The following is a 22,921-nucleotide window of genomic DNA, read 5'->3' on the forward strand; positions in this document are numbered from 1 at the left end:
CCGGTGGTCGGGACGTGCGCGGGTGCGGGGCAGTGAGTGGTCGGGACGTGCGCGGGTGCGGCGTTGCGGTGGTCGCAGGTCGTCGCCGACCTCGTTCGTCGCGCGGTCACGACCCGTCGCGCGTGGGACGTCGAGTGGTCAGGAATGGTCGGCTGCCGAAGCGCTGGACGACGTTCGTGACCGGTCGGGGGAACTGAGCGGGGTGTTTCGACCGCTGGCGGGACTGGCGCACCGGCGGCGCGCCGCGGCGTTGCACGAGTGAGCGCTCACGTGCCAGGATGTGAGCGCTCACTGAGGACGACGAGGTTCTGGAGGAACACATGGGTGACGACCGCCGACAGCGGATCGTGGACGGCCGCACCACACTCGGGATCGAGCTCGGCTCCACCCGCATCAAGGCCTGCCTGGTGGACGAGGACCTCGTACCCATCGCGGCCGGTTCCCACGAGTGGGAGAACGAGTACGTCGACGGCCGCTGGACCTACTCGCCCGAGGCCGTCGAGACCGGACTCCGCGCCGCGTACGCCGCCCTGGTGGCCGACGTCGAGGCGCAGTACGGCGTCGCCCCGAGCACCTACCGCGCGGTGGGCGTGAGCGCGATGATGCACGGCTACCTGGCGTTCGACGCCGCGGGTGAGCTGCTCGTGCCGTTCCGTACCTGGCGCAACACCTCGACGGGGCCCGCGGCCGAACGGCTCAGCGAGGCCCTCGGGTTCAACATCCCGCTGCGCTGGTCGATCGCGCACCTGTACCAGGCGGTCCTCGACGACGAGCCGCACGTGGCCGAGATCGCCGGTGTGACGACCCTGGCCGGCTACGTCCACCGTCGTCTGACCGGCCGGAACGTGCTCGGCGTAGGCGACGCGAGCGGCATGTTCCCGATCGAGGGCGGCCCCGTCGACAGCGGCCCCGGCGACCCGGGCGCGAAGGACTTCGACCACGCCATGCTCGCCACCGCGCAGGACCTGATCGGCGTGCCGGACCTGCGGTCCCTGCTGCCCGAGGTCCTCGTCGCCGGTGCCGAAGCCGGCGAGCTGACCCCCGAGGGTGCGGCCTGGCTCGACCCGACCGGCACGCTCGAACCCGGCGCACCGCTCTGCCCGCCCGAGGGCGACGCCGGCACCGGCATGGTCGCGACGAACGCCGTCGCCCCGCGCACCGGCAACGTCAGCGTCGGCACGAGCATCTTCGCGATGGTCGTGCTCGAGCAGCCCCTGACCACCGCGCACGAGGAACTCGACGTCGTCACCACCCCGGCCGGGGACGCCGTGGCGATGGTGCACTGCAACAACGGCGCGAGCGAGATCGCGAGCTGGGCCCGGGTGTTCGGACGCTTCGCCGAGGCCTCGAGCGAGCGGACCGGCGCGACGCCGATCGGCATCGACGACGTCTACGCCACCCTGCTCGCCGAGGCCGTCGCCGACGACACCGACCCGGACGCCGGCGGTCTGCTCTCGTTCAACTACCTGGCCGGCGAACCCGTCACCCACGTCGAGGACGGCCGGCCCCTGCTGCTCCGCACCCCCGGCGCACGCTTCACGCTCGGCAACCTGGTGCGCTCCGAGGTGCACGGCGCCTTCGCGACCCTGGCCATCGGCATGGACGTCCTGCACGGCGAACAGGTGCAGGTCGACCGCATGACCGCGCACGGCGGGCTGTTCCGCACGCCCGGCAGCCCGCAGCGGCTCCTCGCGGCGGCGTTGCGCGTGCCGATCGCGCTCGAGGAGACCGCGGGCGAAGGCGGCGCGTGGGGGATCGCGGTGCTGGCCGCCTACCTCGAGCACACCGACCAGCAGCTCGCCGACTACCTGTCCGACACCGTGTTCGGCGGGGACGCCGTGCACGTGGCCGAACCCGAGCCGGCAGATGTCGCCGGGTTCCAGACGTACCTGGACCGCTACCGGGCCGCACTGCCCGTGCAGGACGTCGCCGCGGCGGCGACCCGCCCCAGCGCGACCACAGGACCGACCGAAGAGACCGACGGCGCCGACCCGCGCCTCCAGACAGAGGAAGTGACCCGATGACGGACGCGATCGACGAGACCACACGCCAGGCGGTGGCGACGACGCGGGAGCGCGTCGCGCGCCTGCACGGCGAACTCGTCCGCTACGGCCTCGTGATCTGGACCGGCGGCAACGTCTCCGAGCGCGTACCCGGCACGGACCTGTTCGTCATCAAGCCGAGCGGGGTGTCGAGCGACGACCTGACGCCCGAGAACCAGGTCGTCTGCACCCTCGACGGCGTGCCGGCCGAGGGCTGGGGCAACGAGCACGGCCCGTCCAGCGACACCGCCGCGCACGCCTACGTGTACCGGAACATGCCCGAGGTCGGCGGCGTCGTGCACACCCACTCGACGTACGCGACCGCCTGGGCCGCCCGCGCCGAGGCGATCCCGTGCGTGATCACGGCGATGGCCGACGAGTTCGGCGGCCCCATCCCGGTCGGCCCGTTCGCCATCATCGGCGACGACTCGATCGGCCACGGCATCGTCGACACGCTGAGCGGCCACCGCAGCCGCGCGGTCCTGATGCAGAACCACGGCGTCTTCACGATCGGCAAGGACGCGAAGGACGCCGTCAAGGCGGCCGTGATGTGCGAGGACGTCGCACGGACTGTCCACATCGCGAAGCAGGGCGGCGAGGTCGTCCCGATCCCCGAAGCAGACATCGATCGACTCTTCGATCGCTACCAGAACGTCTACGGACAGAACCCCGAAGGAGCCATGCGATGACGCAGGACACCCCGACGCACGTCGACCCGCAGGAAACGCTCGACAGCTACGAGGTCTGGTTCCTCACCGGCTCCCAGGGGCTGTACGGGGAGGAGACCCTGCGCCAGGTCGAGGAGCAGAGCAAGGCCGTCCACGCGGAGCTCGCCGGGCACCTGCCGGTGAAGCTCGTCTGGAAGCCCGTGCTCAAGGACGCCGACGGCATCCGCCGGGCGCTCATCGAGGCGAGCGCCGACGACAAGGTCATCGGCGTCACCACGTGGATGCACACGTTCAGCCCGGCCAAGATGTGGATCGGCGGCCTGCAGGCGCTGACCAAGCCGCTGCTGCACCTGCACACGCAGGCGAACGTCACGCTGCCCTGGGCGGACATCGACTTCGACTTCATGAACCTCAACCAGGCCGCGCACGGCGACCGTGAGTTCGGCTACGCCCTGGCCCGCCTCGGCGTCCGGCACGCCACGGCCGTCGGCCACGTCTCGGACCCCCGCGTCCAGCAGCGTGTCGCGAACTGGACCCGTGCCGCCGCCGGCGCCGCGGCCGTCCGCGAGCTGAAGCTGACCCGCTTCGGCGACAACATGCGCTACGTCGCCGTCACCGAGGGCGACAAGACCGAGGCCGAGATCGAACTCGGCGTGCAGGTCAACACGTGGGCCGTCAACGAGCTCGCGGCAGCGGTGGACGCCGCCGCAGCGGACACGGCAGCGGTCGACGCGCTCGTGGCGACGTACGAGCGCGACTACGACGTGGACCCGTCCCTGCGCAGCGCCGGCGGCGAACGGCACGCCGCGCTCCGCGACGGTGCCGCCATCGAGATCGGCCTCCGCACCCTGCTCGCGCAGAACGGCAGCGCCGCGTTCACCACGAACTTCGAGGACCTCGGCTCGCTCAAGCAGCTGCCGGGCCTGGCCGTGCAGCGACTGATGGCCGACGGCTACGGCTTCGGTGCCGAGGGTGACTGGAAGACGGCGGTCCTGGTCCGCGCGATGAACGTCGCCGGCGCCGGCCTGCCCGGTGGTGCCTCCCTGATGGAGGACTACACCTACGACCTCACCCCGGGCGCCGAGAAGATCCTCGGGGCGCACATGCTCGAGGTCTCGCCGACGCTCACCACCACGAAGCCGACGCTCGAGATCCACCCGCTCGGCATCGGCGGCAAGGACGACCCGGTCCGCCTGGTCTTCACCGCTGACTCCGGCGAGGCCGTCGTCGTCGCGCTGTCCGACACCCGCGACGGCTTCCGCCTCACCGCCAACGTCGTCGACGTCGTGCCGCCGACCGAGGCCCTGCCGAAGCTGCCCGTGGGCCGCGCGGTCTGGGAGCCCCGGCCGTCGTTCCCCGTCGCCGCCGAGGCCTGGCTCACCGCCGGCGCCGCCCACCACACCGTCATGACGACGGCGGTCGGCCTGCAGGTCGTCGAGGACTTCGCGACCATGGTCGGCACCGAGTTCCTGGTCATCGACGAGCACACCACCGCACGCGGGTTCCGTGACGAGCTGCGTCTCCAGCAGACGTGGCACCGTCTCGACCGCGGCTTCTAGAGGAGTCAGGACCCACGATGGACGACGTGATCGCGGCCGAGCGCACCCGCACCAACTGGGCGGGCAACGTCACCTACCGCGCCTCGGCGCTGGCCCGGCCGACGTCGGTGGACGAGCTCCAGCAGCTCGTCGCCTCGACGCCGCGCCTGACGGCGCTCGGCTCGCGACACTCGTTCAACACCATCGCCGACACCGATGCCGTCCAGGTCTCGTTGTCGGACCTGCCGCCGGTGCTCGACATCGACACGTCGCGTCGCGTCGTCCGGGTCGCCGCTGGCATGACGCACAGCCAGGTCGCGGCCGGTCTGGAGGCCCGTGGCTGGGCACTCGGGAACCTCGCGTCCCTGCCGCACATCTCCACGGCCGGGGCCGTCGCCACGGGGACGCACGGCTCCGGTGTGCGGAACCCGTCGCTCGCGCAGGCGGTGGTCGGCCTGGACGTCGTCCGCGCCTCCGGTGAGATCGCCCACGTCGACGCCTCGTCGCCGGACGGGCTGCTCGACGCCCACCGGGTGGCGATCGGCGCGCTCGGCGTCGTCACCGCGGTGGAGCTCGCGATCGAGCCGACGTTCCAGGTCGCCACGACGGTGCACCTCGACCTGCCGTGGGACTCCGTCGCCGCGCAGTTCGACCAGGTGATGTCCGACGCGTACTCGGTGTCGATGTTCACGTCGTTCGACGACCGCGGTGCCCGGCAGGTCTGGGTCAAGCACCGCGTCGACGAGGCCGCACCGACCGTCGACCTCGTGGCCCTCGGAGCCCGTGCGGCCTCGGGGCCGGTGCACCCGGGTGAGAACGACCCTGCCGGGGTCACCGAGCAGGGCGGCGTGCCGGGGCCCTGGTCGGAGCGGCTGCCGCACTTCCGGTCCTCGTTCACCCCGTCGACCGGGGCCGAGATCCAGGCGGAGTACCTGATCCCAGCTGCCTCGGCGGTGGCGGCGCTCGAGGCGCTCCGACCGCTGGCGTCGTTGTTCGCCCCGATACTCATCGCCGCCGAGGTCCGCACCATCGCGGCCGACACCGCCTGGCTCGCGCCGTCGTCCGGTCGGCAGTCGGTCGGCCTGCACTTCACGTTCCGCCGGGACGCCGCCGCCGTGGCCGAAGCGGTGGCCCGGATCGAGGACGTGCTCGAGCCCTTCGACCCGCGACCGCACTGGGGCAAGGTCTCCGCCGCGAGCGCCGAGCGGCTGCACGAGGCGTACCCGCGGCTGTCGGACTTCGCGGCACTCGCCCGGGACCTCGACCCCACGGGGCGGTTCCGGAACGCGTTCCTGGCCCGCATCCTGTCCTGAGCCGCGCCGGTTCCCAGCGGATCGGGATGCGTTGTCCGGGTGTCGCACCGGAGCAGCGCTGGGCGTTCACATGTGAGGACGCAAAGGTCGGGACATGGCGAACCTCAACCGCATCATCGGCATGGCCTCCAAGGTCATCGACAAGCAGCTCCAGAAGCGTGGGCAGGGGGGAACCGCGCCCGGCGCCGGATCGCAGCAGGGCGGAACCGACTGGCGCGGCATCGTGTGCAGCGCCGCGGACAAGCTGACCGGCGACGACCGGAACCAGCAGCAGCCGCCGCAGCAGCAGTACGGCCAGCCGCAGTACGGCCAGTCGCAGCAGTACGGCCAGCCGCAGCACGCCGGCACGCCGCAGCACGGGGCCGACGCCGACAAGGTCGCCCTGGCGAAGTACGACTACCTGCTCCGTACCTCGTCGCCGGAGCAGCTCGAACAGGTCCACCACGACGCCTTCGCGCGGCTCACCCCCGCGCAGCGCCAGCAGGTCCGCGACCGCCTGAACTCCGAACTCCCGCCCCACGAGCACCTGCGCGACGACTCGGCGGGCGGCATGGCCCGTGCGATGACCCGCGGGGAGATGTCGCGTCCGGGTCTGGTCCGACGGGTCCTCGGCGGTTCCGGCCGCTCGGGCAACGGCAACGGCAACGGCCGCGGCCGCGGCGGGGCCTTCGCCGGTGGCGCAGCGGTCGGTGCCGGCGCGATGGCGTTCGGTGGCCTCGCCGCCGCGGTGGCCGGGGGAGCGGTGCTCAGCGCTGCCGCCGGTCCGGTCCTGGCAGGGGCGGCCGACCTCGGCGTCGACTTCGAGGGTATCGCCTCGGGCATGGGCGACCTCGGGCTCGGTGACCTCGCGGTGGCGTCGAGGGACTCCTCGGCGAGGGCGAGCAGCTCCTCGGCGGGTTCGGTGAGCAGGCCGCGGGGTTCGGTGAGCAGGCGTCCGGGCTCGGCGAGCAGGCGTCGAACCTCGGCAACGACTTCCTCGGTGGGCTCTTCGACCGCTGACGCACTGCGGTGCGAACGCATCGGGAATAGCGGGACGGCGTCCGGCGCTTGCAATGTTTCGTCGTGCGTCGTCCGACGCACGCGAGATTCGGACGGGCCACCGTCGCGGTGTCAGGATGGACGCCGCCCGGCGGGTGAACCGTTCCGCCGTCGCAGCGACCGCCACCGCGATCGCGATCCCCTTCCCCGAGGAGCAGCACCGTCATGAGACGCCCCAACCGCCTGACGATCACCGCGGCCGTCGCCGCAGCAGCAGCCCTGGTCCTGACCGGCTGCTCGGGTGGGGGTTCGTCCGACGACGGCGCCGAGGGCACGGCGAAGGGCGGCACGCTCAACATCCTGACGCCGCAGACCTCGTTCCACCTCGACCCCGCGACCAGCCAGAGCCTCGGCATCACGTCGATGGGCCTCGTCGCCCGACGGCTCACCACGTGGGACGTCGAGCCGGGCAAGACGGCGAAGGTCGTCCCCGACCTGGCGACCAACACCGGGGTCTCGAGCGACGACGGCAAGACCTGGACCTACACGCTGAAGGACGGCGTCGAGTTCCAGGACGGCACGCCGATCACCACGAAGGACATCAAGTGGGGCATCGAGCGCTCGTTCGCGCCGACCCTCAGCGGTGGCCTGAGCTACCACAAGTCGCTCCTGGTCGGTGGTGACTCTTACAAGGGCCCGTTCGACGGCAAGTCGCTCGACAGCATCGAGACCCCGAACGACAAGACCATCGTCTTCAAGCTGAACGACGCGTACGGCGACTGGCCGTGGCTCGCGTCGATGCCCGCGTTCACCCCGGTGCCCGAGGGCGACGGCAAGGACACCGGCGCCTACGACCTGAAGCCGGTCGCGTCAGGTCCGTACCAGGTGCAGTCGAACACGCAGGGCTCGCAGGTCACGCTCGTCCGCAACAAGAACTGGAGCGCGAAGACCGACGAGGTCCGCACCGCCGGCCCGTCGAAGATCGTCTTCAAGGAGAGCCAGGACCAGTCCACGGTGACGCAGACGCTCATCGCGGACAACGGCGACGCCAAGAACTCGTTCGGCGCCATCTACCTGGGTGCCGCCGAGCTCAACCAGGTCCGTAGCAACCCGGCCGCCCAGGACCGCCTCGCCACCTCGAAGGCCGGCCCGATCAGCTACATGGCGATCAACACGCAGCGCGGTGAGCTCAAGGACCTCAAGGTCCGCCAGGCGCTGCAGTACGCGGTCGACCGCAAGTCCTTCCGGATCGCCGCCGGCGGCGCGATCGCCGGCTCGTACGCCTCGACGCTCATCACCCCGGGCATCGCCGGACGCCAGGACTACGACCTGTACAAGACGAAGGCCACCGGTGACGTCGACAAGGCGAAGGAGCTGCTCAAGGAGGCCGGCGTCAGCAACCTGAAGCTGACCCTGGTCACCCAGAACGACCCGACGTACCTCGCCCAGGCCCAGGCGCTGCAGTCCGGCCTGAAGCGTGCCGGCATCGCCGTGACGCTCAAGCCGCTCGACTACGACTCCTTCACGCAGGCGACCACCAACGGCACCGACTTCGACCTGTCGCTGTCGAGCTGGCAGCCGGACTTCCCGAGCGCGAACGCCAACCTGCAGCCCCTCTACGACTCGTCGCAGATCGGTGGCGGCGGCTACAACGTCTCGAAGTACAGCAACCCCGAGGTCGACGCCCTCATCGCGAAGGCCAGCTCCACGGTCGACCAGGACGACGCGCAGAAGCTCTGGGCCCAGGCGGACCAGAAGATCATGGCCGACGCTCCGGTCGTGCCGCTGATCTACGCGAAGCAGTCCTTCCTCGCCGGTTCGAACGTGCAGAACTTCCAGATCGCGGACTTCCCCGCGTACCCGAACTACCTCAAGGTCTCGCTCAAGCAGTGACCGAACCGATCCTGCAGGTCGAGGGGCTCCGCGTCGCGTTCGGCGACGCGGAGCCCGTCGTCCGTGACGTCTCCTTTGACCTGACACCCGGCCGGGTCCTCGCCCTGGTGGGGGAGTCCGGCTCGGGCAAGTCCGTCAGCGCCATGAGCGTGCTCGGGCTCCTGCCGCCGCAGGCCTCGGTGTCGGGCAGCGCCCGGTTCCGCGGCGAGGAACTCATCGGTGCCCCCGTCGAGACGGTCCGCGCCGTCCGGGGTGCGGGCATCGGCGTGGTGTTCCAGGAGCCGATGAACTCGTTCACGCCGGTCCTGTCGATCGGCACGCAGATCGCCGAGGCCGTCCGAGCGCACCCGACCGGGCTCGACCGCGCAGGCGTCCGGGCACGCGTCGACGAACTGCTCCGTGACGCCGGGCTCACCGACCCGGAGCGCATCCGGAAGGCCTACCCGCACGAACTGTCCGGCGGTCAGCTCCAGCGCGCGATGATCGCGATGGCCCTGGCCGGCGACCCGGTCGCACTCTTCGCCGACGAGCCCACGACCGCGCTCGACGTCACCGTGCAGGCGGGCATCCTCGACCTGCTGCGGCGGCTCGGCCGCGAGCGCTCCCTCGCCGTGCTGCTCATCACTCACGACATGGGCGTGGTCGCGGACGTCGCGGACGACCTGCTGGTGCTGCGCCGCGGGGACCCGGTCGAGCACGGGACCGTCTCCGAGGTCTTCGCCCACCCGACCGCCGACTACACGCGCGAGCTCCTCGCGGCCGTCCCCAGCCTGGAGGCGCGCCCCGCGTCCGCAGCGCCGGCTGCGGACACGGACGCCCGGGCCGGCGAGCCCAGCTCACGCGCCCAGCGACAGCTCACGGCTCCGGGCGCGCGTGAGGTGTCGTCCAGCGCGAAGACCGCTGCGGTGACCGACGAGGCGGACGCGAGTCGCGCCTCCCGACAGTCCGTGGCGCGCCTGCGCGACGTCGCCGTGCGGTACTCGCGCCGAGGCGGACCGACCGTGTCCGGCGTCGACCTCGACCTGCACGCCGGCGAGACCGTCGGCCTGGTGGGCGAATCCGGTTCCGGCAAGTCCACGATCGGGCGCGCGCTCGCGGGCCTGGTGCCCGTCGTGGCCGGCTCGGTCGAGGTGGACGGCAGCGACCTGCGGACCGCTCGCGGACGACGACTGCGCGAGCTGCGCAGTCGGGTCGGCATCGTGTTCCAGGACCCGGCGTCGTCGCTCAACCCGCGGCAGACCATCGGCTGGAGCATCGCGGAACCGCTGCTCGTGCACGGCACCGACTCCGCCGCCGACCGTGCCGAGCGGGTCCGTGAACTGCTGACCGCCGTGCAGCTCGACCCGACGTGGGCGGAGCGGTTCCCGCACCAGCTGTCCGGCGGCCAGCGGCAGCGCGTCGCCGTCGCACGTGCGCTCGCGCTGCGCCCGGCACTCGTCATCGCCGATGAACCGACCTCGGCACTCGACGTGACGGTGCAGGCCGCCGTGCTCGACCTGCTCGCCGGGCTGCAGCGGGAGTTCGGCTTCGGCATGCTGCTCATCAGCCACGACCTCGCCGTCGTCCGCCAGCTCGCCGACCAGGTGATCGTGCTGCGCGACGGCCGGGTCGTCGAGCGGGGGAGCACCGACGCGGTGCTCGACGACCCGCAACAGGACTACACGCGCATGCTCCTCGCCGCAGCGCCCGTCGCCGATCCCGTGCGACAGGCCGCTCGCCGCGAGGCGTGGCGCGCGTGGGAAGGAGTGGCCTCGTGACGGCCAACGTCGTCGACCGACCGGTCGCACCGTCCGGCCGCACGACCGGCTTCCGGGCCGTGGTGCGACGCGTCCGGCAGGACCGCTGGGCGGTGGCCTCGGCCGTCGTCATCGCGGTGTTCCTGGTGGTCGCCGTGGCGGCCCCGCTGATCGCGAAGGCGTCCGGGCAGGACCCGTACTCGTACGACATCGACGCGCTCAACTCGTTCGGCGCTCCGCGCGGTCCGGGCGGCGGCATCAGCGGTGAGCACTGGTTCGGCGTCGAGCCCCTGACCGGGCGCGACCTGTTCTCGATCGTCACGTACGGTGCTCGGACGTCGCTCGGCATCGGACTCGCCGCGACCCTGGTGTCGATCGTCATCGGCGTGCTCGTCGGCGTCACGACCGGGTTCTTCGGCGGCTGGTACGACCGGGTGCTCTCGCGGGTCGTCGACGTGATCTTCGGGTTCCCGTCGCTCGTGTTCATGATCGCCCTCACCGCGATCGTGCCGTCGTCGTTCCCGAAGCCCGTGCTCGTCGTGCTCGTCATCGGGTTCTTCGGCTGGCCGGCCGTGGCCCGTGTGGTGCGGGGGCAGACGCTGTCGCTCGTCAGCCGCAACTACGTCGTCGCTTCCACCGCGATGGGCGCCGGACGCTGGCACGTCATCCGCACGCAGCTGCTGCCGAACCTCGCCGCGACGATCACCGTCTACGCCACCATCTCGATCCCGTCGATGATCGGTGCCGAGGCCGCGCTCTCGTTCCTGGCCGTCGGCGTCAACCCGCCGACGCCGTCGTGGGGTCGCAGCATCGGCGACGCCATCGGCTGGGTGCAGACCGATCCCATGTACCTCGTGTTCCCCGGAGCCGCACTGTTCCTCATCACCCTCGCCTTCAACGTGCTCGGTGACGCCCTGCGCGACGCCCTCGACCCGCGAGGGGGCACCGCGTGAACGCCGCCACCCTGCGGTTCCTGGCGATCCGCGTGCTCGGAGCCGCCGTCGTGCTGCTCGTCGTCGCGGCCATCACGTACGCGCTCTTCATGCTCCTGCCGACCAACCCGGCCCGGGCGATCTGCGACAAGCCCTGCACGCCGGACCGGCTGCGAGAGGTCCAGGCGTTCCTCGGCACCGACAAGCCCTGGCTCGCGCAGTTCGGCGCGTACCTGGCCGGCATCTTCACCGGCCGCACCTTCGGCAGCGGCAACAGCGTCATCGAGTGCGCGGCGCCGTGCTTCGGGTACTCGTTCCAGCTGCACGAGAGCGTCACCGAGCTGATCCTGGCGCGCCTGCCCGTCACCGCTTCGATCGCCGTGGGCGCCGCCGTGCTGTGGCTCGTCGCCGGGGTGTTCGGCGGCACCGTCTCGGCGCTGCGCCGCGGCACCTTCGTCGACCGGGCCGTCATGACGGTCGCGGTCGCCGGTGTCTCGTCTCCGGCGTACCTGGTCGGGCTGCTCGGCATCCTGCTGTTCGGCTTCGTACTGGGGATCCTGCCGACGAGCGGGTACGTGGCCTTCGGCGACGACCCGGTCGGCTGGTTCACCCACCTGATCCTGCCGTGGTGCGTGCTGGCCTTCATCAGCGCGGCGATCTACGCCCGGTTGACCCGTGGCGAGATGCTCGAGTCGATGTCGCAGGATTTCGTGCGGACCGCCCGGGCCAAGGGGCTGCGCGAGCGCCAGGTCGTCGTGCGGCACGGGCTCCGGACGGCGATCCTGCCCGTCGTGACGCTGTTCGGGCTCGACCTCGGGTCGCTGCTCGGTGGTGCGGTCATCACCGAGAAGGTGTTCTCGATGCAGGGCCTCGGCGCGCTGCTCATCGACGCGGTGCACACGCTCGATCTGCAGGTGGTCGTCGGCTTCACGCTGTTCTCGGCGCTGCTGATCGTCACCGCGAACGTGATCGTCGACGTGGTCTACGCGTTCGTCGACCCGCGGGTGCGGCGCCGGGCGTAGGGGCGCCCCCGCTCGTGCCGAGCCTCGCACCGTGCGAGGTCAGGTGCCCCCGCCGCTGTTGTGGTGCGAGGTTCCGTACTCCGTGCGAGCGCATCCGCCTGCCACGGAATCGGGAACCTCGCACCAGAGCGCCCGCCCCTCGCACCGTGCGAGGTCAGCCGGCCGTTGCCGCGCCGTCCCACCACCGCAGGACCCGCGTCCCCATCAGGGTGAGCCACTTCGAGCGTTCGCCCGCCGGGACGTCGACCTCGAACCACTGCCGCCCTGGTGCACGTTCACCTTGGGTCCAGGTGCCGTCGGCGTTGCGAGCCGCGCGGACGAGCTCGATCGCCTCGGCAGCACGTGGGTCCGGCGGGGTCCCGTCCTGCAACCCGGCCGCCCGCAGGTGATCGGTCGCCCGAAGCTCGGTGTAGATCCATCGCGACGGGTACGCGAAACGGTGCACCCAGGAGCCGACGAGCTCGCCGTCGGACTTCCGGTACAGCAGCCGCCGTTCGAGCAGGTACTCGGCTCCGCGGTGTCGGGCCGCGCGGAGCTCCGTGGCGCGCGGGTGCGATCCCTCGGACAGCTGCTCGTGCTGCAGCAGCCCGTCGAGCACGTTGAGGGTCGAGTGGAACGACGACACGGTGGACCCTTCGACCCACTCGCAGTTCCAGCCACCGTCGGCGAGCTGGTGCTCGAGGATCCACTCGGCGATGTCATCCACGTCAGCACCGAGCCAGGTGCCGTTGGCGAGCGTGAAGGCGTTGATGCAGCAGTCCACTTCGCCGCCCCAGTACGGCAGGTCGTCGTAGTCCCACCGACTGTTCTCGGCGAGGCGCACGGCGGTGTCCCCGAGCACAGCGGCGTCGAGCCCCCAGTCGCGCAGCGTGTTGAGCGACCAGGTCGTCGCCGTGTAGGGCTGTCCGGCGGCCTGGGCCTCGGGACCGTCGGGGTCGAAGTCGGCGGGGAAGTACGAGCCGCCAGCCCACTGTCCGTCCGGGTCCTGGTGAGCGAGGAGCGCTGCGCCGAACCCCTCGGTCGCGACCCGGGCACGGGTGGCCTGCCACGTCGCGGCGGGGGCGTCGACGAGGTCCCGCTCGACCTGCCAGCGCAGTGCCGGGTCGGAGGCGACGAGCCAGTCGACCACCGTGTCGTCCGTCATGGCGGGGAGACTACTCGCTGCTGCGCGCCGTGCGGGACGACCGAGCAGCATCAGGCCGGACGACGCACCATCCGGTAGACCGAACCGTCGTCGGTGCGCGTCAGGACGCCGAGGTCCACGGCGTCCCGGCGCACGACGGAGACATCGGTCGCGAACATGCCGATGGCCGCGTTCAGGACGGCTTCCGGCACGGCTCGCTCCTGTCCGAGTCGCTCGAACACCAGCTCCACGATCCGGACGGACAGCGCATGTCGTTCGACGTCCTTCACCGGCATCCGCTCGATCCGGTCGAACTCGAGCACCGCTGCCGGCGACTGCAGCCGTTGGAGTTCGCGTGACGTCCTGCCGAGCACCGACGCGTCGGGACCGTCGTCGGTGAGCCAGTCGAACGAGTCGATCGCTGCCCGGGTGCGGTCATCGACGGGGCTCCCGCCGAGCACCGCTGCTCGCAGGGTGGGGGACGCCAGGACGGAGACGACCTGACGCGCGCGACCCACCACCCGGGCGACGTCCATCAGAAGTACGTGATGCCGTGCGGCGTCCGCGGCGGCAGCAGCATCGCGCGGAGCAGCTCCACCGACGCCGGGTCCGCAGCGCGGACGAGCCCCGCGGCGGCCAGGGTGACGGGGGAGACCGACCCGATCAGCAGCGCACCGAGCTCTGCGACGTCGAGCTGGACGTCAGAGCCGGCCGCGTCGACGTCGTCGGCGATGCGCGTGACGGTGCCACGGGCCTCCTGGACGTCGAGGCGGTACGTGCCGGTGGTGAAGCCGAGCGCGTCGGTGACCCCGAGTGTCAGCGACCCGTCGACGGCGAACGGCCGCGAGGCCAGCACCGCCGGCACGTCGAGCACGCGCAGCCAGACGTGGTCCTCTTCGTGGTCGACGTCGTATGCACGGTTATCGCCGAGCGCCGCGACGATCGGGTCGTCGAGGCGGGAGCGGTTGTACTTCACGACGTCGTTGAGGTCGACCGAGAGCAGGAACTCCCACAGGGCGGTGTAGGCCTGGTCGTCGGCGTAGACCAGGTCGACGATCTCGAGCGCGGTGTCGGAGCCGCGGTCCTCCTTGACGCGCCAGGTCACGTAGCCGTCGATCTCGTCGGAGCCGTCGGGACGGTGCACCGCCGCACGGACGTCCTTCGCCTTCTGCCCGTCGTGCCCGAGCAGGCCGAACACGATCGGCCAGGTGCCGGTGTTGCGGACCATCGAGCCGGGGGTACGGACGTGGAACCGGTCGAAGACCGCCTTGCCCGGGCCGTCGGCCAGCCACTGCGGCGTGACGACCGACACCGTGCCGGAGGTCGGGGCGAGCAGGGGGAGCGCGCGCTCGCGGCGGACGTGCACGGCACGCTCGCGGATGGCGCAGCCGAAGCCGAAGCGGCGGTAGATGGTGCCCTCGGACGCGGTCAGCGACGCGACGGCGTAGCCCTCGGCGACCCCGCGCTCGAGCGCGTGCGTCATCATCCGGCGCAGGATGCCGCGGCGACGCTCGGTCGGGCGGACGGTGACCGCGGAGATCGCCTGGGTGTCGACGGAGGAGCCGTCACCCCAGCTCAGCGCCTTGCGGAACCACGTGAAGGTGCCGGCCGGCCACGTCTCGTCGACGGACCCCGGGAACGGCTCGCGCACGTAGACCCCGAGGAACGTCTCCTCGTCGGCGATGAAGTGCGACGCCATGCGGGCTGCGCCCTCGGCGTCGGGGTCGGCTTCGTGGAAGCCCATCCCGACGGCCTGCATCCACGCTGCCGTCTCGGCGTTCGGTGCCCCCTTGTCGTCCGTCCCGGGCGCGAACTCGCGCAGCTCGTAACGGTCGTCGAATGCCTCGTTGCTCACGTTCCGACACTATCGGGACCGGGTGACGTCGTGACAGGCGCGTGTTCGGTCCGGTCGAACTGGAGGCCCGGATCGCGTCCGGCGGACGGGCTGCGGGGTGCGGGTGGCCGGTTCGGGTGCCGGGTTCGGGTGCCGCGGACGCACGGTGCGGGATGCAGGGCGGGCCGCACGGTGCTGAGTTCGTGGGTCGGGGCGCATGCTCGAGGAACCGGCACGCATGACGAACCCGGCACGGTGCGGCTCCGTGGTCGCGTCCTTGGGGCTCACCCGGAGCCGCACGGTGCGTGGTTCGTGGGTCCGGGCGGCGGAGGTGGCTGGGTGCGGGGTCGTGGCGGGGCACGGTGCGGGCAAGTTCGCACGGGTGGGGTGACCCGGCACCGCACGACGAACCCAGCACCGTGCGATTCCGTGGCCGCGGGCCGCGTCAGTCGGTCGCGCCCCGCGGGGGATCGACGAGCAGCCCGACGCGGTCGTCCAGGTAGTCGGCGAGGGGGACCGCGGCGCCGGCGGTCGGGGACCACCGGACCGACGGCACGTCGTCGATGACGACGAGCACGCCCTCGGCGCCGACCAGGGAGTCGTCGACGGGGATCGGGACGGCGCCGTGGTTCACCGTGTCACCGGCGCCGAAGTGCCCCTTCGCGGCGGCGGCTCGGTAGGCGCGACGGACCTCGGCGGAGACCGACTGGTACTGCGACCGACCGGGTTCGGTGACACGGGTGATCGACCCGGTGGCCCAGACACGGCCGACTGTCTCGGGGGACGACCCGATCAGGAGTGCTCCGACCCGCCACACCCGACCGAGGGGCCGCATCGTCGGGTCACGACGGATCCCGAGGACGGCCTTCGGCTGCACGTACTCGCCGAGTGCTTCGTCCGGGACGTCCGCGGCGCGGAGCCGTCGGGCCGCTGCGTCGAGGAGCTCCCGCGCCCGCTGCACTCCGTCCGTCACGTCCACCGAGCCTAGACCGGGTGGTGGTCGTGTTCTCGGTGGTGGTCCGCTCGACGTGGTGCGCTGCGCTGCGGCGTCCGTGGCTGGTGCCGGCACGGCTGGTGCCGGCGCGGCGACGACGTGCGGCGCTCACGAAGCCCGCGGTCATCATCACCGCCCCGTACGTCAGGAGCACGCCGGCGACCGCGGGGATGAGCCAGCTCCGCGACCCGTTGACGACCTGGTTGACGATGCCGATCTCCGGCACGGAGTACCAGACCACGCCACGGATCTGCACGGCGGTGACCGGTGCCGGGTCGGCCTCGGCGTTGTTGTCGCCCTTGAGCACGAAGGTCCGCTCGCCGTCGGACGACGACGACACCGAGACCACGCGGTGGCTGACGACCGCGGGCTGGCCGGACACGATCTGGTAGGTCACGACGTCGCCGACCCGGATGTCGTCGATCGGGGTCGGACGGACCACGAGCAGGGTCCCCGGCGGCAGTGTCGGCTCCATCGACTGCGTCAGGACGGTGAGTGGCATCGAGCCGGTGGCCTTCGGCACGACGATCAGCACGACCGCCAGGGCCGCGACGAGCAGCAGGAGTCCGGTACTGAGACCGAGCACGACGGCGTGGACGACGGCGCGCCAGCCGGAGCGCGGGGTGGGGGTGCTCATGCGCCGCATCGGATCGCCGCCCCGTTGTCCTGCGTGAAGAGCGTGACCTTGCCGGTGCCCGCGACGGTCGACGTCGGGTTTCCGGCACTGTCGAGCACCTTGACGGTGACGGTCAGCGTGCCAGCGGTGCCGGCGCTCGCGGGGACGTCCGGCGGCGCGATCGTGATGAACGCGGAGTAGTCCTGCGCCTTCTGCCCGACCGGGGTCGAGCCGACGAACGCGCCGTACCAGGTGTCCATCGGCCGGTTCGCGGCGTCCCACCGGATCTCGACGTACCAACCGCCGTGGTCGGTGCAGACCAGCGAGGGGGTGGTGTCGACGGTCGCAGCCGGCGTGGTCAGGGTGAAGCCGCCGGCGACGATGCCCGAGGTCCAGGTGCCGCTCGTGACGGTGAGGTTGACGTTCACCTTGGCGGTCGAGCCGGCCGGGGCCGATGACTGCAGAGTGCTGCGGGTGCACCAGACGGCGGAGGCGCCGGCGGCGAGCTTCGCGCTCATGCTCGGCAGCGACGCCCAGGTGCCGGTGACGGACCCCGTGCCGACGGCAGTGCTCGTGGTGCAGCCCGCGGTCGAGGCGACCGGCCAGGCGACGACGGTGACGGCCTTGGCGAGCGCGGTCGAGCTGCCGGACACGACGGAGACCGTGGTGGTGGAGGTGCCGGCGAGGGTGCCCGAGTCGGTCAGGGTGATCGGCTTCGTCGTCGAGGTGACGCTCGACGAGAACGCCGTGGTGAGGGCACTCGTGCCGCTGATCGACGCCGCGACCGTGCCGACCGTGGTGCTCGCCGCGGTGGTGCCCGACGCGCTCCACAGTGCCCACGCGGCGCTCGAGGTGCCACCGACGAACACGGCGGTGAGGAGCACGGCGACGAGGAGCCGGAGGCGGCGGTTCATGCGGAGACCTGCGTTCCGGTGACGGTGAGGGTGAAGTCGGTGGTGGCGCCGGCGACGCTCTGCGGGGCGTCGGCGTCGAGCGCCATCTCGAGGCAGGCGATGCCGCTGACGCCGGCCGGCAGGGTGAAGGACCCGGTGCCGGTGTCGAAGGTGGCGAGCCGCGCGCTCGTGCCGGTGAGCCCGGGCACGCACTTCGCGGTCGAGGACACCATCGCGAGGTGGAGCGTCAGTTCACCGGTCGCCGCCGCGACGGACGACTTGGAGGCCGTCGTCGTGACGCGCATGGACAGGGGGATCGACCCGGTGTTCCGCACCGTGAAGGTGCCGGTGGTGCTCGTGCCCGGCCCGAGGACCGCGGTGTTCATCGCCGTGGTGCTGCCGACGGTGATGGTCGCCGTGGCGGAGCGCACCGTGGTGGCTCCCGTGCTGGCGGTCCCGTTCCAGAGGGCGTACGTGCCGCCGGCGCCGAGGAGCGCCGTTCCGACCGCGACGACCAGGGCGATCGCGACCGGCCACACCCAGCGGTACCGTCGGGCTGCGCGGTGGCGTCCCGTCGTCCGCGGTGTGGCGGTCATGTGCGTGCTCCTGGTCGTCGTGGTCGGTGGGGTGCGATCGGGGGATCAGGAACCGATCGCGGTCTGGGTCAGCGTGAAGGCCAGCGCGCTGAGGTTGATCGAGCCGCCCTGACCGGTGGTCGCCGACGCGGGGAGCGTCACCGTGAAGACGACCTTGACGGTCGACGTGGACGAGGACGGCGAGACCACGAAGGTGTTCGTGTTCGACGAGGACTGCACGACCGAGGCGCTCGTCGACGTGACGGCCAGCGTCTTCGTCGTGGCGGCGAGCAGCGCGGCGTCGCCGGTGATGCTCTGGTTGGCGTAGGTCAGGTTCGCCTTGAGGTCCTGGCCGGTCGCACCGATGTTCAGCGTCTGGGTGAACTGGAACGTGTTGCCCGGGACCATCAGGGCCTTCGTCGGGTCGATCGCGGTGGAACGACCGTTCGTGATGTCGGTCCAGGCACCGTCGTTGTTGGCGCTCAGCGTCAGGGTGCCGGCGCTCACGGCGGACGCGGCGCTCGAGGCGCTGGCGTTCCAGAGGGCGAACGTGCCCGCACCGCCGAGGAGGAGTGCGACGCCTGCTGCGCCGGCGATGGCACCGGTGACGATCTTGTGCATGGGGTGGATCCGTTCCTGCGTGCTCCGGGCACGCTGAAGCCCACCGGGGACATTCGGGCGTCGTGTCCGGTGGGGAGGTTGTCATCGACCCAGTGGTTGGAGGGGGTCGCGGCTGACCGGTGCCGAGAGCGGTCGCCGGGCCTCGGAGCGCATGTGCTGCTGCTCGGGCGGGCTGGACTCGCTCTGGTGTCGACGTTACCTGTCCCCCAAAGTGCCGACAAGCGAGAACGAGCGTTCACCCGGACCCCAGAACAGGGGTCATTTTTGTCCCCGCTAGGGAGGACATGGTTTGTACCCCGGTTTCTGGGTGCGCGCTCCGCGTGTGCAGAGCGATCACAGAAGGAATGCCGGTAGGCACGGCGTCGTTGCACCGTCCGGAAACGGGGAGGGCCCATGGACATCGTGCGCTGGTTGTTCGACGCGCAGATCGTCATCGGCGACCAGACGGTGCTCTGGCGCGAGGTGATCGGCAACGTCTTCGGGCTGCTCAGCGCCCTCGGCGGTATGCGCCGGAAGGTCTGGGCCTGGCCGGTCGGACTGGTCGGCAACGCCCTGCTCTTCACCGTCTTCATGGGCGCGCTCTTCGACACCCCGAACCCCGTCAACCTGCTCGGGCAGGCCGGCCGTCAGGTCATGTTCATCATCGTGAGCATCTACGGCTGGTACCGGTGGACGCACCGCCCCGAGGACGCGACGACCGTGATCGACCCGCGCTGGGCCTCCTGGCGGACCCGTCTGCTGCTCGTCGTCGGCATGGTCGGCGGCACCGCCCTGCTGACCCCCGTCTTCCGCGCGCTCGGGTCCTACGAGCCGGTGTGGAGCGACGCGTGGATCTTCGTCGGATCGCTGCTCGCCACGTACGGCATGGCGAAGGGGTGGGTCGAGTTCTGGCTCATCTGGGTGGCGGTCGACCTGGTCGGCGTGCCGCTGCTGTTCTCGGCCGGGTACTACGCCTCCGGGTTGATGTACGTCTTCTACGGCGTCTTCACGCTGACCGGGTTCTTCGTGTGGATGCGCCAGCGGGTCCGCCCGCCGGCGGCGCCCGTCACCGTCGGCTGACCGCCGTGATCACGACGCGCTGACGCGGCCCGGAGCACGGCCCCCGCTCTGGGACGAGACAAACGGCCCGGAATGCGCTGCAATGGTCGGATGGAACCCCTGCACGGCGAACGCGTCGAGGACGACGAGTCCCTCGCAGAGCGCACGGTGCGCGCGGCCATCCGTGCCTACCGGCTGCACCCGTTCGACACCGTCGACGCGGCTGTCGTCGCCGAGGTGGCCGGTATCCCGCTCGAGACCGTCGAGCGGCTGTTCCCGACCTGGCACGCCCTGCTCCTGGTCACCTACGACCGGTGGGCGCAGCTGCGGGGGACCCGGCGGAAGAACCCGCCCACGTGCACGATCGAGCACGTCCGCCTGACCCTGGCCGAGGACGTCGCCGACCCCGGGCTCGTCCGGGTGCTCGCGGGGCTGATCACCGTGGCCAGCTCGGAGTCCGGGTTCGCCGAACTGTTCCGCAAGCGGTTCGAGGAGTACGCCGAGCAGCTGACCGTCGGGCTGCAGCGCGACTTCGACAAGGGCTCGGAAGAGGCCGGCATCCCCGCGTACCAGGCTGCGACCCAGCTGCTCTCGGTCTACGAGGGGCTGCAGATCCAGATGCTGGTCCGCCCGCACATCGACGTCCTGGTCGAGTTCGACCGCGCGGCGAACACCCTGCGCCAGGGATGGAAGCGGCACGCCGTCCCGTCGTGGGACCTCGACGAGGCACCCGTCCGCGTCTGACGTCGTGCGGCACCGACCGACGAGGTCAGCCCCGCCGCCCCCGCCGCCACGACAGCATCTGCCGCACCGTCACCTTCGACCCGTACTGCGCGACCGAGTGCCGGAACAGGTACTCCGCGAACCACAGCAGCAGCCCGGCGACGACGAACACCTCGACGATGCAGACCACCGACTCCGTCACGGTCAGGGCCCCGACGGCGTTCCGCACCATCGCGGTGATCGGGGTGAAGGTCGGGAAGTACGTGAAGAACTGCGCGACGGGCGACGTCGGCGTCGTCATCACGAAGAACGCCGCGTACAGGGGGATGATCAGCGCGAAGATCGCTGCCGACTGCAGGGCCGAGGCGTCCTTGATCGACGGGACGGCGGCCCCGACGGCGACGAACAGCCCGGACGCCAGCAGCACCCCGCCGACGAGCAGCAGCGCCCCGGTCACCATCCGCCACGGGTCGACGGTCAGCCCACCGAGCTGCGACGACACCAGCGGCAGGGCGACGAGCAGTCCGACCAGGCCGGGCACGACGAACACGCTGACCTGCACGAAGCCGACGAGCAGCATCGCGATGACCTTGCCGCGGATCAGGTCGCCCGCGGTCACCGTGGTCAGGATCATCTCGGAGATCCGGTTCTCCTTCTCCTCGACCACGACGGTGACCATCCGGGCGGCGAGCAGGATGACGAGCCCGAAGAACGCTGCGACGAACAGGAACGGCGGCACGACGGACAGCCAGCCCGGTGCGACCCGGCCGTCCGCGTAGGTGGTGACGTCGGTGGCGGGCGGACTGCGGAGCAGCTGCACGGTCTCGGGGTCGTCGACGGACGCGGCGACGCTCTGCTCGAGCACCCGCTCGGCCAGCGACGAGTAGACCCCGTTCGCGAAGAGTCCGCGGTCGGCGGCGTCGACCCGGATGGCCGTCGTGGACGGCGACGACGGGAACACGATGAAGGCGTCGAGGTCACCGGATCGAACGGCTGCACGGTCGGCGGCGGCGTCGGTGGACGGGGTCCCGCCCCACTTCGCGGCCACGGACTCCGACACCAGGCCGGACTCGTCGACGTAGTGGAACGGGGTCTTCGTGGCCGACGACCCGGACACCACGGAGTTGGTGCCGGCTGCCTGCCCGATGCCCACGAGCAGCGAGACGACCACGATGACGACCGGCAGCGCGAGGGTGCCGATCCAGAACGCGGGCTTCTTGACCGCGCGGACGAACTCGAACCGGACGACCGTGCCGAGGTTGCTCATGCCGCTGCCCCGTCGGTCGACGCCGCAGCCAGGGCGTCGTGCCCGTAGACCTGCACGAAGATCTCGTCGAGCGGAATCCGGCGCATCTCGAACGCGGTGACGTGCACCCCGGCCGCGACCAGTTCTGCCAGGACGTCCGCACCGTCCGGAGCAGCGGCTTGGGTCGGGACGAGGTAGGCGACGTGCCCTTCGTGGCGGGCGAGCCGGTACAGCGGTGACTTCGGCACGGGACCGTCGAGCCCCACACGGGCGACGGCGCCACCGAAGGCGTCCTGCACGTCGGGCACCGATCCGTACGCGGCGGCCCGGCCGTCCTTGAGCAGGAGGATGCGGTCGCAGAGCCGCTCGACCTCGTCCATGTGGTGCGTCACGAGGACCACGGTCGCGCCGTCGGCCTTCCGTTCGTCGACCAGGTCGAGCAGGAGCCGCCGGTTCACCGGGTCGAGGCCCTTGGTCGGTTCGTCGAGGATGAGCAGCCGGGGCTGGTCCATGATCGTGATGCCGAGCTGCACCTTCTGCTGCTGCCCGCCGGACAGCTTGTCGACGCGCAGCTTCGCGCGGTCGGCGAGCCCCACCCGGGCCAGGTAGTCCATGCTCCACGCGGTCGCCTCGGCGCCGCGGAGCCCGCGCAGGCGCCCGAAGTAGGTCATCACGTCGATGACGGACTCCTTGCGGTACAGCCCGCGCTCTTCGGGCAGGTAGCCGATGCCGCCGGTGGCCGGTCGGTAGGGGCGGCCGTCGATCGTCAGCGTGCCCGCCGTCGGGGTGGTGATGCCGAGCAGGGCCCGGATCGTCGTGGTCTTGCCGGAGCCGTTGCTGCCGAGCAGCCCGAACGTCTCGCCGGGGGCGACGTCGAACGACAGCCCGTCGACCACGTTGCGGTCCCCGAACCGCATCACGAAGTCCTGCACGCTGATGCTCGCCCCGCTCATGCGGCGACCCTACCGGGACTTCCTTCCCAGAACGGCCGCGATGGGATGCGAGAACGGGCGTACCTGGTCGGAACTTTCGACCCGGTACGCCCGCTTCCGGCAGGTACGCCCGTTTCCGCCGGGTATGCCCGTCTCGCCCAGGTACGCCCCGACAGGCGGACGGGAGGCGCGGTGCCAGCTGGC

Annotated in this window: 21 protein-coding genes; 11 read left to right on the top strand and 10 right to left on the bottom strand. The window is 71.4% G+C overall.

Features of this window, described 5'->3' with window-relative positions; all coding sequences use genetic code 11:
* Positions 1–320 precede the first annotated feature (320 nt).
* The 9 genes from BIU91_RS03650 to BIU91_RS03690 all read left to right on the top strand — a co-directional run bounded on the left by BIU91_RS03650 (position 321) and on the right by BIU91_RS03690 (position 12,122).
* A complete protein-coding gene (locus BIU91_RS03650) occupies positions 321–2,024 on the top strand; it encodes an FGGY-family carbohydrate kinase (RefSeq protein ID WP_071404251.1) in 1,704 nt (567 codons plus the stop codon).
* A complete protein-coding gene (locus BIU91_RS03655) occupies positions 2,021–2,731 on the top strand; it encodes an L-ribulose-5-phosphate 4-epimerase (protein ID WP_071247850.1) in 711 nt (236 codons plus the stop codon). The genes BIU91_RS03650 and BIU91_RS03655 overlap by 4 nt, the downstream gene beginning before the upstream one ends.
* Complete coding sequence (gene araA / locus BIU91_RS03660) at positions 2,728–4,269, top strand: L-arabinose isomerase (RefSeq protein ID WP_071404252.1); 1,542 nt, start codon at positions 2,728–2,730, stop codon at positions 4,267–4,269. The genes BIU91_RS03655 and araA overlap by 4 nt, the downstream gene beginning before the upstream one ends.
* Before the next feature lie 17 nt (positions 4,270–4,286).
* Positions 4,287–5,561 carry an FAD-binding protein gene (locus BIU91_RS03665; RefSeq protein WP_071404253.1) on the top strand — a complete coding sequence of 425 codons (1,275 nt, stop codon included), beginning with the start codon at positions 4,287–4,289 and terminating at the stop codon, positions 5,559–5,561.
* A 94-nt stretch (positions 5,562–5,655) separates the two neighbouring features.
* The gene (locus tag BIU91_RS03670; RefSeq protein WP_216099640.1) at positions 5,656–6,768 is read left to right on the top strand and encodes a hypothetical protein; all 1,113 of its coding nucleotides are present in this window, start codon (positions 5,656–5,658) and stop codon (positions 6,766–6,768) included.
* Positions 6,765–8,432 carry an ABC transporter substrate-binding protein gene (locus BIU91_RS03675; RefSeq protein WP_071404254.1) on the top strand — a complete coding sequence of 556 codons (1,668 nt, stop codon included), beginning with the start codon at positions 6,765–6,767 and terminating at the stop codon, positions 8,430–8,432. The genes BIU91_RS03670 and BIU91_RS03675 overlap by 4 nt, the downstream gene beginning before the upstream one ends.
* Complete coding sequence (locus tag BIU91_RS03680) at positions 8,429–10,189, top strand: ABC transporter ATP-binding protein (RefSeq protein WP_071404255.1); 1,761 nt, start codon at positions 8,429–8,431, stop codon at positions 10,187–10,189. Before BIU91_RS03675 ends, BIU91_RS03680 begins: the two co-directional genes overlap by 4 nt.
* Positions 10,186–11,121 carry an ABC transporter permease gene (locus BIU91_RS03685; protein ID WP_017888404.1) on the top strand — a complete coding sequence of 312 codons (936 nt, stop codon included), beginning with the start codon at positions 10,186–10,188 and terminating at the stop codon, positions 11,119–11,121. The genes BIU91_RS03680 and BIU91_RS03685 overlap by 4 nt, the downstream gene beginning before the upstream one ends.
* On the top strand, positions 11,118–12,122 hold the full coding sequence (locus tag BIU91_RS03690) for an ABC transporter permease (protein ID WP_027466175.1): 1,005 nt from the start codon (positions 11,118–11,120) through the stop codon (positions 12,120–12,122). The genes BIU91_RS03685 and BIU91_RS03690 overlap by 4 nt, the downstream gene beginning before the upstream one ends.
* A 154-nt stretch (positions 12,123–12,276) precedes the next feature.
* Here BIU91_RS03690 and BIU91_RS03695 read toward each other — a convergent pair whose 3' ends face one another.
* The 8 genes from BIU91_RS03695 to BIU91_RS03725 form a co-directional block, all read right to left on the bottom strand.
* Positions 12,277–13,266, bottom strand: coding sequence for a squalene cyclase (locus BIU91_RS03695; protein WP_071404256.1), 990 nt, complete (start codon positions 13,264–13,266; stop codon positions 12,277–12,279).
* A 50-nt stretch (positions 13,267–13,316) separates the two neighbouring features.
* Complete coding sequence (locus BIU91_RS03700; protein ID WP_071404257.1) at positions 13,317–13,781, bottom strand: DUF2087 domain-containing protein; 465 nt, start codon at positions 13,779–13,781, stop codon at positions 13,317–13,319.
* Entirely contained in the window at positions 13,781–15,100 is a 1,320-nt protein-coding gene (locus tag BIU91_RS03705; protein WP_071404258.1) for a GNAT family N-acetyltransferase, read from the bottom strand. The genes BIU91_RS03700 and BIU91_RS03705 overlap by 1 nt, the downstream gene beginning before the upstream one ends.
* Before the next feature lie 424 nt (positions 15,101–15,524).
* Complete coding sequence (locus BIU91_RS18805; protein ID WP_084740504.1) at positions 15,525–15,956, bottom strand: hypothetical protein; 432 nt, start codon at positions 15,954–15,956, stop codon at positions 15,525–15,527.
* Positions 15,922–16,710, bottom strand: coding sequence for a signal peptidase I (locus tag BIU91_RS18070; RefSeq protein ID WP_253183680.1), 789 nt, complete (start codon positions 16,708–16,710; stop codon positions 15,922–15,924). The genes BIU91_RS18805 and BIU91_RS18070 overlap by 35 nt, the downstream gene beginning before the upstream one ends.
* Complete coding sequence (locus BIU91_RS03715; RefSeq protein WP_071404260.1) at positions 16,707–17,603, bottom strand: hypothetical protein; 897 nt, start codon at positions 17,601–17,603, stop codon at positions 16,707–16,709. The genes BIU91_RS18070 and BIU91_RS03715 overlap by 4 nt, the downstream gene beginning before the upstream one ends.
* On the bottom strand, positions 17,600–18,178 hold the full coding sequence (locus tag BIU91_RS18410) for a TasA family protein (protein WP_071404261.1): 579 nt from the start codon (positions 18,176–18,178) through the stop codon (positions 17,600–17,602). Before BIU91_RS18410 ends, BIU91_RS03715 begins: the two co-directional genes overlap by 4 nt.
* Positions 18,179–18,223: 45 nt before the next feature.
* The gene (locus BIU91_RS03725) at positions 18,224–18,778 is read right to left on the bottom strand and encodes an alternate-type signal peptide domain-containing protein (protein WP_071404262.1); all 555 of its coding nucleotides are present in this window, start codon (positions 18,776–18,778) and stop codon (positions 18,224–18,226) included.
* A 393-nt stretch (positions 18,779–19,171) separates the two neighbouring features.
* Between BIU91_RS03725 and pnuC the strand changes: the two genes are divergently transcribed.
* Positions 19,172–19,837 carry a nicotinamide riboside transporter PnuC gene (pnuC, locus tag BIU91_RS03730; protein WP_071404263.1) on the top strand — a complete coding sequence of 222 codons (666 nt, stop codon included), beginning with the start codon at positions 19,172–19,174 and terminating at the stop codon, positions 19,835–19,837.
* A gap of 90 nt (positions 19,838–19,927) precedes the next feature.
* Positions 19,928–20,560, top strand: a complete 633-nt coding sequence (locus tag BIU91_RS03735; protein WP_071404264.1) for a hypothetical protein — start codon at positions 19,928–19,930, stop codon at positions 20,558–20,560.
* Between the two features lie 25 nt (positions 20,561–20,585).
* Here BIU91_RS03735 and BIU91_RS03740 read toward each other — a convergent pair whose 3' ends face one another.
* A complete protein-coding gene (locus BIU91_RS03740; RefSeq protein WP_071404265.1) occupies positions 20,586–21,806 on the bottom strand; it encodes an ABC transporter permease in 1,221 nt (406 codons plus the stop codon).
* Positions 21,803–22,738 carry an ATP-binding cassette domain-containing protein gene (locus tag BIU91_RS03745; RefSeq protein ID WP_071404266.1) on the bottom strand — a complete coding sequence of 312 codons (936 nt, stop codon included), beginning with the start codon at positions 22,736–22,738 and terminating at the stop codon, positions 21,803–21,805. Before BIU91_RS03745 ends, BIU91_RS03740 begins: the two co-directional genes overlap by 4 nt.
* Positions 22,739–22,921: the final 183 nt, after the last annotated feature.

The sequence above is a fragment of the Curtobacterium sp. MMLR14_002 genome, from assembly GCF_001864975.1.
GTDB lineage: Bacteria > Actinomycetota > Actinomycetes > Actinomycetales > Microbacteriaceae > Curtobacterium > Curtobacterium flaccumfaciens.

Excerpts from the sequence above, each read along its gene's own strand:
- BIU91_RS03650 (WP_071404251.1), top strand. The coding sequence starts at position 321 with ATGGGTGACGACCGCCGACAGCGGATCGTGGACGGCCGCACCACACTC.
- BIU91_RS03655 (WP_071247850.1), top strand. The coding sequence starts at position 2,021 with ATGACGGACGCGATCGACGAGACCACACGCCAGGCGGTGGCGACGACG.
- araA (WP_071404252.1), top strand. The coding sequence starts at position 2,728 with ATGACGCAGGACACCCCGACGCACGTCGACCCGCAGGAAACGCTCGAC.
- BIU91_RS03665 (WP_071404253.1), top strand. The coding sequence starts at position 4,287 with ATGGACGACGTGATCGCGGCCGAGCGCACCCGCACCAACTGGGCGGGC.
- BIU91_RS03670 (WP_216099640.1), top strand. The coding sequence starts at position 5,656 with ATGGCGAACCTCAACCGCATCATCGGCATGGCCTCCAAGGTCATCGAC.
- BIU91_RS03675 (WP_071404254.1), top strand. The coding sequence starts at position 6,765 with ATGAGACGCCCCAACCGCCTGACGATCACCGCGGCCGTCGCCGCAGCA.
- BIU91_RS03695 (WP_071404256.1), bottom strand. The coding sequence starts at position 13,266 with ATGACGGACGACACGGTGGTCGACTGGCTCGTCGCCTCCGACCCGGCA.
- BIU91_RS03700 (WP_071404257.1), bottom strand. The coding sequence starts at position 13,781 with ATGGACGTCGCCCGGGTGGTGGGTCGCGCGCGTCAGGTCGTCTCCGTC.
- BIU91_RS18070 (WP_253183680.1), bottom strand. The coding sequence starts at position 16,710 with ATGAGCACCCCCACCCCGCGCTCCGGCTGGCGCGCCGTCGTCCACGCC.
- BIU91_RS03715 (WP_071404260.1), bottom strand. The coding sequence starts at position 17,603 with ATGAACCGCCGCCTCCGGCTCCTCGTCGCCGTGCTCCTCACCGCCGTG.
- BIU91_RS18410 (WP_071404261.1), bottom strand. The coding sequence starts at position 18,178 with ATGACCGCCACACCGCGGACGACGGGACGCCACCGCGCAGCCCGACGG.
- BIU91_RS03725 (WP_071404262.1), bottom strand. The coding sequence starts at position 18,778 with ATGCACAAGATCGTCACCGGTGCCATCGCCGGCGCAGCAGGCGTCGCA.
- pnuC (WP_071404263.1), top strand. The coding sequence starts at position 19,172 with ATGGACATCGTGCGCTGGTTGTTCGACGCGCAGATCGTCATCGGCGAC.
- BIU91_RS03735 (WP_071404264.1), top strand. The coding sequence starts at position 19,928 with ATGGAACCCCTGCACGGCGAACGCGTCGAGGACGACGAGTCCCTCGCA.
- BIU91_RS03740 (WP_071404265.1), bottom strand. The coding sequence starts at position 21,806 with ATGAGCAACCTCGGCACGGTCGTCCGGTTCGAGTTCGTCCGCGCGGTC.
- BIU91_RS03745 (WP_071404266.1), bottom strand. The coding sequence starts at position 22,738 with ATGAGCGGGGCGAGCATCAGCGTGCAGGACTTCGTGATGCGGTTCGGG.